Source organism: Haemophilus haemolyticus (assembly GCF_001679045.1).
In the GTDB taxonomy this organism is placed as follows: domain Bacteria; phylum Pseudomonadota; class Gammaproteobacteria; order Enterobacterales; family Pasteurellaceae; genus Haemophilus; species Haemophilus haemolyticus.
In genome coordinates, this window is record NZ_LYCK01000001.1 from 261,563 (window position 1) to 273,013 (window position 11,451).

Sequence of the window (11,451 nt, forward strand, 5' to 3'; positions counted from 1 at the left end):
AATGGCTTATAGCGAAAAAGTAATCGATCATTATGAAAATCCGCGCAATGTGGGTTCTATGGATAAAAAAGATAGCAATGTTGGTACTGGCATGGTAGGTGCACCGGCTTGTGGTGATGTAATGCAGCTACAAATTAAAGTAAATGATAACGGCATTATTGAAGATGCAAAATTCAAGACTTATGGTTGTGGTTCTGCTATTGCATCTAGCTCATTAATTACAGAGTGGGTTAAAGGTAAATCTTTAGAAGAAGCAGGCGCAATCAAAAATAGCCAAATTGCAGAAGAGTTAGAATTGCCACCAGTGAAAGTACACTGTTCCATTTTAGCGGAAGATGCAATTAAAGCGGCAATTGCTGATTACAAATCCAAAAAAGGCGAATAATATGAAAAAGTGCGGTCGGTTTTGACCGCACTTTTAGTGGTTTTGGGGGATATATGAGTATTACATTAACAGAAAAAGCCGCTCAACGAGTGAAAGCTTTTTTGGATAATCGTGGCAAAGGTATTGGCTTGCGTTTAGGAGTGAAAACATCAGGCTGTTCTGGATTAGCTTATGTGCTTGAATTTGTTGATGTCTTAAATGAAGAAGATCAAGTTTTTGAACAGCACGGTGTGAATATTATTGTTGATCCAAAAAGCTTAGTTTATCTCAATGGTATTGAGTTGGATTATGTGAAAGAAGGCTTAAATGAAGGCTTCAAATACAATAATCCAAATGTAAAAGAATCTTGTGGCTGTGGTGAAAGTTTCCATGTTTAAGGTAATAATCTGATGTTAAATCCTTTTCAAATTTTTGATTTACCCATTGATTTTCAGTTAGATGAGAAGGCGCTAAATACACGTTATTTAGAATTACAAAAGACGCTACATCCAGATAATTTTGTATCAAGTAGTGCGTTAGAACAACGCGTTGCGATGCAAAAATCCACCGAAGTGAATGATGCCTTAAAAACGCTAAAAGACCCAATTTTGCGAGCGGAAGCTATCATTGCTATTAATACTGGTGAGCGGATAGATCTTGAGCAAAAAAGCACACAAGATGTAGCGTTTTTAATACAACAGTTACAGTGGCGAGAACAACTAGAAGAACTTGAAGATCAGAAAGATGAAAAAGCATTAAACGCTTTTGCGAAAGAAATTAAACAAGAAACTCAGTCATTATTGACCGTACTTTCCGAGAGTCTGACATCCCAACAATGGACGAAAGCATCTCAACTGTGTGATAAATTACGTTTTACTCGTAAGCTTTCTGAAGAAATTGAACGTGTAGAAGAACGCCTTTTTGAACTGTAATAGATCTATATCTCAATATCCCTTGATATTATGCAAACTCTCGAACAATTAATATCTCCAGAAACTTCTGCTTGGCCTATACTTTCTCAATGGATTGAAAGTGCACGTAATCATTGTTATGTCATTAAAAAAGATCAATCAAGTGCAGAACGTGAACTTTTTACCATGCAAATGCCTACGTCATCACCAATGGGTGCAGTGATTTATGAAACAGGTGGAATTTTAATTCATCATGGTTGGTTGCGTATTTTAGGTTCAGGAAGTTTTAAATTACCGCGTGGATTGATGGATTGGAATTTTAGTAAGTCTTTTAATGAGTCTGGTGAAAAACCAAAGTATTTATTGGTTGCAGATGATGTGATCGGCGGTTACTTTGCATTAAATGGTGGTTCGTTAGGCGATAACTTTGGCAAAATTTATTATTTTTCACCAAAAGATCTCACTTGGCATAATTTAAATTTTACTTATACAGAATTTTTAGCTTGGGCATTGAATGGTGATTTAGAGGCTTTTTATCAAGGTCTATTTTGGCAAAATTGGCAAGATGATGTGAAACAATTGGATGGTAATCAAATTTTTGTATTCACGCCCGACTTAAGCGAAGATAGAAAAATAGCGATTGATGAATGTCAAAAACATGAAGTCAATATTGAAACACATTACCAAGCAAGTTTTGCAGAAAAAAATAAATTTGATTTGGCGTATTCCGTCGCATAACCAGTAGAAAAATAGTATATGGCATTATTACAAATTTCAGAACCAGGACAAGCTGCTGCACCGCATCAACATCGTTTAGCCGTTGGGATTGATTTGGGAACAACCAATTCTTTGGTTGCATCCGTGCGCAGTGGGCAATCCGTGATTCTTAATGATGAACAAGAACGTAGCCTTGTGCCGTCAGTTGTTCATTATGGCGTTGAAGAGAAGAAAGTTGGTTTAGAAGCTTTTGAACAAGCCTCACTTGATCCAAAAAATACGGTAATTTCTGTAAAACGCCTAATTGGTCGCAGTCTTGCAGATGTTCAGTCTCGTTATTCTAGTTTGCCTTATGAATTTGTGGCGAGTGAAAATGGATTACCTTTAATTGTTACGGCACAGGGACCAAAAAGTCCAATTGAAGTATCCTCAGATATTTTATCGCGTTTAAATCATATTGCAGAACAACGCCTTGGTGGCGAGCTTTCTGGGGTTGTGATTACGGTTCCAGCTTATTTCGATGATGCTCAACGTCAAAGCACTAAGGATGCTGCGCGTTTAGCTGGGCTAAATGTATTACGCTTATTGAATGAACCCACTGCAGCCGCAGTCGCTTATGGATTAGATAGCGGGCAGGAAGGGATTATTGCTGTTTATGATTTAGGTGGAGGTACATTTGATATTTCAATTTTACGTTTATCAAAAGGTGTCTTTGAAGTCCTAGCAACGGGTGGCGATACTGCGCTAGGTGGAGATGATTTTGATCATTTAATTGCAGATTGGGTCGTTGAACAAACCCAACTAAAACCACAAACCCCAAATCAACAGCGCGAACTGATAATCCTTGCGAACCAAGCCAAAATAGCTTTAAGTAATGAAAAAAGTGCGGTGATTTCTTGGCAGAATTGTTCAGTAGAAATTTCACGAGAACAATTTAATGCGTTGATTCATTCACTTGTAAAACGTTCACTGTTAACTTGTCGCCGAGCTTTGAAAGATGCCAACGTTGAATCTGAAGAAGTGCAAGCTGTGGTGATGGTTGGTGGTTCAACTAGAGTGCCATACGTACGAGAACAAGTTGGCGAGTTTTTTGGTAAAACACCACTCACTTCCATTGATCCAGATAAAGTTGTGGCACTAGGTGCCGCAATTCAAGCGGATATTTTGGTCGGTAACAAAACTGATTCTGATATGTTGTTGCTCGATGTCGTGCCGCTTTCTTTAGGCATTGAGACGATGGGTGGATTAGTGGAAAAAATTATTCCACGTAACACAACAATTCCTGTTGCTCGTGCACAAGAGTTTACTACTTTCAAAGATGGCCAAACAGCAATGACTGTTCATGTTGTACAAGGTGAACGTGAGCTGGTAGATGATTGTCGTTCTTTAGGGCGTTTTACTCTACGAGGTATTCCGGCAATGGCTGCGGGTGCCGCTCATATTCGAGTGACTTATCAAGTCGATGCGGATGGTTTATTAAGTGTGACTGCAATGGAAAAATCGACGAAAGTGCAGGCATCAATCCAAATTAAACCTTCTTATGGTTTAACCGATGAAGAAGTGACAGCAATGATAAAATCTTCTTTTGATAATGCGCAAGAGGATTTACAAGCTCGTGAATTAGCAGAGCAACGAGTAGAAGCAGATCGAGTGATTGAAAGCGTAATTGTTGCGTTACAAGCAGATGGAGCTGAATTGCTTAGCACAGAAGAGTTTCATCATATTGAAAGTGTGTTAAAACAATTAATGGATGTAAAACAAGGTTCAGATCGTGATGCAATTGCACAAGGCATTAAAGCCTTGGATATCGCTACTCAAGAATTTGCAGCACGTCGAATGAATGCATCAATTAATAAAGCTTTGACAGGCAAAAATTTGTCAGATATTGAAAAACCGTAAAAGTGCGGTCAGATTATTAAATAATTTTGAGGAAAGTGTTATGCCAAAAGTGATTTTTTTACCTAATGAAGAATTTTGTCCCGAAGGTATGGTGGTTGATGCGGCTACAGGTGATAATTTATTAGAAGTTGCACACAATGCAGGAGTAGAAATTCATCATGCTTGTGATGGCTCCTGTGCTTGTACAACCTGCCATGTGATTATCCGTGAAGGTTTTGACTCTCTAAATGAAACGAGTGATCAAGAAGAAGATATGCTGGATAAAGCTTGGGGATTAGAAATGGATAGTCGTTTATCTTGCCAATGTGTAGTGGGAGATGAAGATCTTGTGGTAGAAATTCCGAAATATAACATTAACCATGCCAATGAGGCTGCCCACTAATGAAATGGACTGATGCTCAATTAATTGCAGAAGAACTTTACGATCGTAATCCAGATTTAGATCCAAGAACTGTCCGTTTTACTGATTTACATAAATGGGTTTGTGAACTTGAGGATTTTGATGACGATCCGAATAAGTCAAACGAAGCAATTCTTGAGGCTATTTTATTGAAATGGTTGGATGAATTTGAATAATTAGAAATTTGATTGAAAAAATACCCGCACTTTGATGCGGGTATTATTTTTTAAAGATTGTTTAATTTCATTTTGGCCATTTGTTGTTCTAATTGGCTACCACTTTGTTGTGCTTGCTCAAAGCTGTTTTTAGCCGCAACTTTATCTCCTTTGGCGACTTGGATATCGCCGGTTAAAATTGCTTTACGAGCATTAAAGCTTTCACCTTTCACTTGATTTAAGGTGGTTAATGCATTGTCTAATTGACCCAATTGAAATTGCACTGCACTTAGACGCAATGCAACAATAGATGTTAATACTTCATCTTGAGATTGAGTTAATGCTTGATTTAAGTTTGCTTCTGCTGCTGCAAAGTCTTGTTTCTCTGTCGCTTTTTTCGCTTCATCTAATAAAGCAAATACAGCGTATGCAGTTTTGCTATTAGTTTGCACAAATTGTTCTATATTTGCTTTTTTAGCTTGTTCATCTTGTTGTGCGGAATAGATTAACGCATCATACTGTGCAGAAGCTTGAGCGATTTGTTCTGCTTGGTGGGCTTGCCAATAACGCCATCCAAACATGCCTCCAACCCCTAAGATAAAAGCGACAATAATTGTTTTGCCATTCTCTTTCCACCAGTCTTTCAACTGGTTAATCTCTTGTTCTTCTTCAATGGAATAAGCCATGTTTTTCCCCTTTTAAATTAAAATTGAGTTTGAATATAGTCGATTACATTCACTAAATCTAAGGTTTGCTGATCTGCGCCACCTTGCAAGTGTTTAACAACGACTTGTTTATTTTGTACTTCGCTTTCGCCGATAACTAATGCCAATGTTGCGCCAGATTTATCTGCACGTTTAAATTGTTTTTTGAAATTACCGCCAGAGCAGTGCAACATAGTATTTAAGTGCGGTAATTCTGAGCGTACTTTTTCCGCTAATTCAAAAGCGGCTAATGTTGTGCCTTCACCTTGATAAACAACATAAATATCCACCGCACTTTTCACTGGAATATTTGGATTAACTTCTTGCACCAACAATACTAAACGTTCTAATCCCATCGCAAATCCGATGCTCGGTGTTGCGTGTCCGCCAAGTTGTTCCACTAAACCGTCATAACGACCGCCGCCACACACGGTACCTTGTGCGCCAAGAGCGGAGGTTACCCATTCAAATACAGTTTTGTTGTAATAATCTAAGCCACGCACGAGTTTAGGATTAATTTCATATTGAATACCAACAGCATCTAATAATGAACATAATTGTTCAAAATGTTCACGGCTTTCGTCATCTAGATAATCAAGTAATTTTGGTGCGTTATCTAATACTTTTTGTAATTCTGGATTTTTTGTGTCCAAAATACGAAGCGGATTTTTTACCAATCGATCTTTTTCTTCATCGCTCATTAAATCTTGATGGTTTTCTAAGAATCCAACCAACGCTGAACGATAATTTGCGCGTGCTTCTAAAGAACCAATTGAGTTAAGTTGAAGTGTCACATGTTGATCGATACCTAATGCTTTCCATAAACGGTAGGTAAGCATGATTAATTCTGCATCGATTTCTGGATTTGCAATACCGAATACTTCAACACCTGCTTGATGGAATTGACGGTAACGACCTTTTTGCGGACGTTCATGACGGAACATTGGCCCCATATACCATAAGCGTTGTTCATTGTTATAGATCCAACCGTGTTCAATGGCAGCACGCACGCAACCTGCAGTGCCTTCAGGGCGTAAGGTTAATTGTTCATCGTTATCCCAAAATGTGTACATTTCTTTTGAAACAACATCTGTTACTTCACCGATTGCACGAGCAAATAATGGCGTGCTTTCTACAACTGGCATACGCACTTCGGAATAACCGTAATTGTTTAATACCTGGCGTACTTGCGCTTCAATCCATTGCCATAATGGAGATTCAGTAGGGGAGCAATCGTTCATTCCACGAATTGCTTGAATAGTTTTAGCCACGAGCTTTCCTTAAATAATTCTGTTTTTTGGATCTTGTTGTGCAACTTTTGCACGAATTTTTGCTTCTAATTGGTTAACAATATCTTCGTTATCGAAGCGTTCTTTTTGGCGTTCGCCATTAAGATAATAACCGCTTTTTTTGTTACCACCAGTTACCCCGAGATCAGATACGAGCGCTTCGCCAGGACCATTCACTACGCAACCGATAATTGATACATCCATCGGTGTAATAATATCTTCAAGGCGTTGTTCTAACGCATTTACTGTACCGATTACATCAAACTCTTGGCGAGAGCAGGTCGGGCACGCAATAAAATTAATGCCACGAGAGCGAATTCGTAAAGATTTAAGAATATCAAAGCCTACTTTAATTTCCTCTACGGGATCTGCAGCTAATGATACACGTAATGTGTCGCCAATACCTTCGGCAAGCAACATACCTAAACCTATTGCAGATTTAACCGCACCTGCACGCGCGCCACCCGCCTCTGTAATACCTAAATGCAATGGCTGTTTGATAGATTTGGCAAGTAAACGATAAGCTTCTACCGCTAAGAATACATCGGAGGCTTTTACACTCACTTTAAATTGATCGAAGTTAAGACGATCTAGAATTTCTACATGACGTAATGCTGATTCTAATAATGCCTCTGGTGTTGGTTCGCCGTATTTTTCTTGCAGATCTTTTTCTAAAGAGCCTGCGTTTACGCCGATACGAATGGGAATATTTTTGTCACGAGCACAATCAACAACGGCACGGATGCGATCTTCACGACCAATATTGCCTGGATTGATACGTAAACAATCCACTCCATATTCTGCGACTTTTAGCGCAATTCGATAGTCGAAATGAATATCTGCTACGAGAGGGACATTTACTTGCTGTTTAATTTGTTTAAATGCTTCTGCAGCATCCATTGTTGGAACAGATACACGAACGATATCTGCGCCAACACGTTCTAATGATTTAATTTGAGCAACTGTCGCTTCCACATCAGTGGTGCGAGTATTTGTCATTGATTGCACGGCAATTGGCGCATCACCACCAACAGGTACATTTCCTACATAAATTTTTGTCGATTCACGACGCTTAATGCTTGGTTGAAAAGCTGACATCTTTTTCCTTATTAAGGTTGTGAAAGTTTGAATTTTGCAATGCGGCCATCCACTTTTAATGGATAATTTTCGCCTTTATAGGTGATACGCACATTACTTGGTGCTCCAACAATTAATGAAAACTCATCTCCATTAAAAGTTAATATTTCACCTTTTTTGTACTCTTTTTGTGCTAATACTCGACGATTTTTATCTTTTACGCTGAGCCAGCTCGTATTATTTAAGATTTCTACAATCAAGTCTCCTTTAACAGTTGGGGCTGCTGGAGAAATGGATGGATTTTCTACCGCACTTTGAGTGTCTGAAACTGATTTTTCATCGTTTTTTGTTTGTGAAACAGCATTTTCTTGTGCTATTTCTGGTAACACATTATTTGTCATTTCTACTGGTTGTGAGACAGCTGCTGTTGTTTCTGGTAAAGTTTTATTACTTTCTTCTGTCGTCACAGGAACTGTGGCTGGCTGATTGTTTTCGGTAGAAGCAACATAGCTTTGTACTAAGTCATCTCGTTCTTGGTTATTTTGCTGATAACTTTGCCACCACCAAAGTCCAGTCATGCCAAGGACTAAAATCAGTACAATGATAGATAAACGTCCGACCCAACGAGAGTGCGATGAATATTGATTTACTTCACGAGTTGAACGAGCATTTTTACTCAGATCATTTTTGTCATTTTCTGCAAATGTAATATTTTTCCATACAGAATCAGGTAAGCGTAAGAACTTGGCATAGCTACGCACATAACCTTTTACAAAGATTGCAGGGGTAGATTTTTGAATAAATTCGTTGTTTTCAAGTTGCTGTAATATGGAAGGACGCAGCGCAATTTCTTTGGCGACGTCTTCGAGAGAAAGATTCAAGTTTTCACGTGCTTGGAGAAAAATCTCACCTGGTGAAAGTTCTTGCTCAGTTGTTGGATTCATAAATTCAATCAAATAACATGCGATAAATAAAGGCTAAATTTTAAAGTCCAACGCTTGATTTGGCAATGCTTTATTTGAAGGTATTAAATTTTTCCGCTCGTTTACTATCAGTTTGTCGCAATTTTTGTAATGCTTGTTGATAAATATCCATTTTTTGAGCGGAATAAGCACAAAGAGCCATATTTTCAAATGTATCTGTTTGATGATAATAATTAGGTGAATTCAGTGCGAGTTGAAATTGCTTCTGAGCTTGTTCAAATTGTTTTTGACGACATAAAAATGTACCAAAATTATTATGCAAGTCTCCCTGTTGATTATTGAGTTTTAAAGCTATTTCATATTCACGATGTGCATTCTCGATTTCCCCTTGTTGTTGATAATAATGCGCAAGTGCTGAATGCACGAGATAGTAATCTTTATCGTGTTGAAGTGCTTTATCTAAGTTGATTTTGGCTAGTTGAGGATTATTTTGTTGAAGGTAACCTAGTGCAAGTTCTACGCGAGCTTTAGCTGCTGATTGTTGATTGAAATCTTGAATGGTTGATTGGGAAACGCAAGCAGAAAAAATGAAAGGAAAAATAACCGCACTTAGTTGTTTACTTATTGTTTGCATTTTTTCTCCTTTTAACAGGGGAGGAAGAAATATTTAATATGCTTTAATTTGTATGAAAACATAGGGCATGTGAACTTGATTAATTCACATGCCTAGAATATTAATTAACTTCTGTCACCCCAATATTTTGTCCAAATTGGCGTTTCATTGCCGTACGTTTAGTACGATCGATAACATCTCCTGCTAGCTGTCCGCAAGCTGCATCAATGTCATCTCCTCGCGTTTTACGAATAATTACGGTAAAGCCATATTCCATTAATGTTTTTTGGAAGCGGTCAATTCGCGTATTCGAGCTTTTTGCATAAGGTGCTTCTGGGAACGGATTCCACGGAATTAAATTAATTTTACAAGGCGTATTTTTTAATACTTCTGCAAGTTGATGAGCATGTTCAACACCATCATTTACATGATCGAGCATGACATATTCAATCGTGACTTTGCCGTGGTTTGCATTTGATACGCTTAAATAACGATTTACCGAGTCAATCAACATTTTGATATTATATTTTTTGTTGATTGGCACAATTTCATCACGTAATTCATCGTTTGGGGCATGTAATGAAATAGCCAAAGCTACATCGATCATTTTGCTCAAATTATCTAATGCTGGCACAACGCCAGAAGTAGATAAAGTGACACGACGTTTTGATAAACCGTAGGCAAAATCATCTAACATAATTTCCATTGCGGGAACAACGTTAGCGACATTTAACAAAGGTTCACCCATTCCCATCATTACCACATTTGTAATTGGTCTAATGCCAGTCACTCCAAAGTTGCCAATAATTTTAGAGGCTCTCCAAACTTGGCCGATAATTTCTGAAACCGTTAAATTGCGATTAAATCCTTGTTGTGCTGTTGAACAGAATGTACAAGCTAAGGCACAGCCAACTTGGGAAGATACACAAAGCGTCGCGCGATCTGCTTCGGGGATATACACGGTTTCAACTTGCTGCTCGCCCACTTGCATTGCCCATTTTATCGTGCCATCGGCTGAACGCTGTTCAACGGCAACTTCTGGGGCTTTAATTTCTGCAACAGCCTTAAGTTTTTCACGTAATTTTTTATTAATGTTTGTCATATTGTCGAAGTTATCTTCGCCAAAATGATAAATCCATTTAACTAACTGATCTGCACGAAATGGTTTTTCGCCGAGTTCTTTAAAAAATTCGCGCATTTGTTGGCGCGTTAAATCCATTAGATTAATTTTTTTAGCTGGTGCATCTGATTGCACAGACAATAATTCTGACATTTTAGCCTCGTTATTACACATTGTGGCGATAGCGTTGTGCTGGTGTTCTTATCAAAAACTCACAACGAAAAATTCGCAATTAAAAAATGAACGGCGATTGTACAGATTTGTCACCGCATAATCTAGCGGAATTGAAAAACGATAGAAAATATCACCGCACTTTTTTGCGATCTAGATCGCAAATATTTCCAATTACAGAGTAAAAAGTGCGGTAAAATGTAAGCCTATTTTCTAAGGTGACCAATAATGTTTAAAAAAGCTTTATTTATTTTATCTTTGTGTCCTTCTTTTGCGGTGGCACAGTCTTATGTTGTGTATGATTTTACGCATAATCGAGTGTTGGAAAGCCATGCGCCTGATAGCGTTCAGCCCATTGCCTCTGTAACGAAATTAATGACGGCGAACGTTTTTCTAGAGAATAATACAAATCCTAATTGTACCATTGCGATAACCAGTGACGATCGTGATTACATTAAAGGTACAAGCACCAAATTACCGATGAATGTTCCGATGGCTTGCAGAGAATTATTAAAGGCGATGCTTGTGCATTCTGATAACTATGCCGCTCATGCGCTTTCTCGTGCTGCAGGAATGAGCAGAATACAATTTATTCATAAAATGAATGAAAAAGCTCGCCAATTAGGCATGTATTCTACTCGTTTTCATGATAGTTCTGGTTTATCGAGTAGCAATATTTCCAGTCCTATGGATTTAGTTAAACTTGCTAAACATTCTTTAAATAAGCCTGAAATTCGACAATTATCTAACATCAGCGCTACGAATATTCAAGCTGGAAGACATAGCGTATTAATGAAAAATACAAATAAATTAGTGCGTGATGAAATTTTTGATGCGGTAGTAAATAAGACAGGCTACATTCGAGAATCTGGTTATAACCTTGTTTTTATCAATAAACACCCATGTAAAAGTTCCACCATTGGTGTAATTAGTCTCAATAATTCTTCTTCTGCATATCGTTCTAGCTTTACTAAAAACAAATTAGAAAAATATGGTTGTACGGCATTGAATGGACGAACCATTCATGATGTTGAAGGTGAGGCACAATACGAAGACGGCTATGATGAAGAAGGCTTAAATGATCTAATAAGAAAAGTATCAGGCTAAT

14 protein-coding genes are annotated in these 11,451 nt (G+C 38.0%); 8 read left to right on the forward strand and 6 right to left on the reverse strand.

What is annotated here, in order from left to right:
• Position 1: 1 nt before the first annotated feature.
• From iscU to iscX, 7 genes are read left to right on the forward strand one after another with little or no spacing between them, the layout of a single operon-like run.
• The gene (gene iscU, locus A8M50_RS01355) at positions 2-385 is read left to right on the forward strand and encodes a Fe-S cluster assembly scaffold IscU (RefSeq protein ID WP_005626962.1); all 384 of its coding nucleotides are present in this window, start codon (positions 2-4) and stop codon (positions 383-385) included.
• Between the two features lie 53 nt (positions 386-438).
• Positions 439-762, forward strand: a complete 324-nt coding sequence (iscA, locus tag A8M50_RS01360) for an iron-sulfur cluster assembly protein IscA (RefSeq protein WP_005626961.1) — start codon at positions 439-441, stop codon at positions 760-762.
• A gap of 12 nt (positions 763-774) precedes the next feature.
• On the forward strand, positions 775-1,296 hold the full coding sequence (gene hscB, locus A8M50_RS01365) for a Fe-S protein assembly co-chaperone HscB (protein ID WP_005645256.1): 522 nt from the start codon (positions 775-777) through the stop codon (positions 1,294-1,296).
• A 30-nt stretch (positions 1,297-1,326) separates the two neighbouring features.
• Positions 1,327-2,013 (forward strand): DUF2625 domain-containing protein, encoded by a 687-nt coding sequence (locus A8M50_RS01370; RefSeq protein WP_005645233.1) that lies wholly within the window; start codon positions 1,327-1,329, stop codon positions 2,011-2,013.
• 18 nt (positions 2,014-2,031) lie between these two features.
• Complete coding sequence (gene hscA, locus A8M50_RS01375; protein ID WP_005645218.1) at positions 2,032-3,891, forward strand: Fe-S protein assembly chaperone HscA; 1,860 nt, start codon at positions 2,032-2,034, stop codon at positions 3,889-3,891.
• Positions 3,892-3,931: 40 nt separating this feature from the next.
• Positions 3,932-4,273: an ISC system 2Fe-2S type ferredoxin gene (fdx, locus tag A8M50_RS01380; RefSeq protein WP_005645184.1), complete on the forward strand. Its 342-nt coding sequence runs from the start codon at positions 3,932-3,934 to the stop codon at positions 4,271-4,273.
• A complete protein-coding gene (iscX, locus tag A8M50_RS01385; RefSeq protein ID WP_005645247.1) occupies positions 4,273-4,467 on the forward strand; it encodes a Fe-S cluster assembly protein IscX in 195 nt (64 codons plus the stop codon). The genes fdx and iscX overlap by 1 nt, the downstream gene beginning before the upstream one ends.
• Before the next feature lie 50 nt (positions 4,468-4,517).
• Here the strand turns inward: iscX and A8M50_RS01390 are convergent, their stop codons facing one another.
• From A8M50_RS01390 to rlmN, 6 genes are all read right to left on the reverse strand, one after another.
• Positions 4,518-5,132 carry a YfgM family protein gene (locus A8M50_RS01390; protein WP_005645207.1) on the reverse strand — a complete coding sequence of 205 codons (615 nt, stop codon included), beginning with the start codon at positions 5,130-5,132 and terminating at the stop codon, positions 4,518-4,520.
• Positions 5,133-5,149: 17 nt separating this feature from the next.
• Complete coding sequence (gene hisS / locus A8M50_RS01395) at positions 5,150-6,421, reverse strand: histidine--tRNA ligase (RefSeq protein WP_005645214.1); 1,272 nt, start codon at positions 6,419-6,421, stop codon at positions 5,150-5,152.
• 9 nt (positions 6,422-6,430) lie between these two features.
• Positions 6,431-7,537, reverse strand: a complete 1,107-nt coding sequence (gene ispG / locus A8M50_RS01400) for a flavodoxin-dependent (E)-4-hydroxy-3-methylbut-2-enyl-diphosphate synthase (RefSeq protein ID WP_005630108.1) — start codon at positions 7,535-7,537, stop codon at positions 6,431-6,433.
• An 11-nt stretch (positions 7,538-7,548) separates the two neighbouring features.
• Positions 7,549-8,460: a RodZ domain-containing protein gene (locus A8M50_RS01405; protein ID WP_005645186.1), complete on the reverse strand. Its 912-nt coding sequence runs from the start codon at positions 8,458-8,460 to the stop codon at positions 7,549-7,551.
• A 70-nt stretch (positions 8,461-8,530) separates the two neighbouring features.
• A complete protein-coding gene (gene pilW / locus A8M50_RS01410) occupies positions 8,531-9,073 on the reverse strand; it encodes a type IV pilus biogenesis/stability protein PilW (protein WP_005645212.1) in 543 nt (180 codons plus the stop codon).
• Between the two features lie 100 nt (positions 9,074-9,173).
• Entirely contained in the window at positions 9,174-10,325 is a 1,152-nt protein-coding gene (gene rlmN, locus A8M50_RS01415) for a dual-specificity RNA methyltransferase RlmN (protein WP_005630119.1), read from the reverse strand.
• Between the two features lie 246 nt (positions 10,326-10,571).
• Between rlmN and A8M50_RS01420 the strand changes: the two genes are divergently transcribed.
• The gene (locus A8M50_RS01420) at positions 10,572-11,450 is read left to right on the forward strand and encodes a D-alanyl-D-alanine carboxypeptidase family protein (protein WP_005645253.1); all 879 of its coding nucleotides are present in this window, start codon (positions 10,572-10,574) and stop codon (positions 11,448-11,450) included.
• Position 11,451 lies beyond the last annotated feature (1 nt).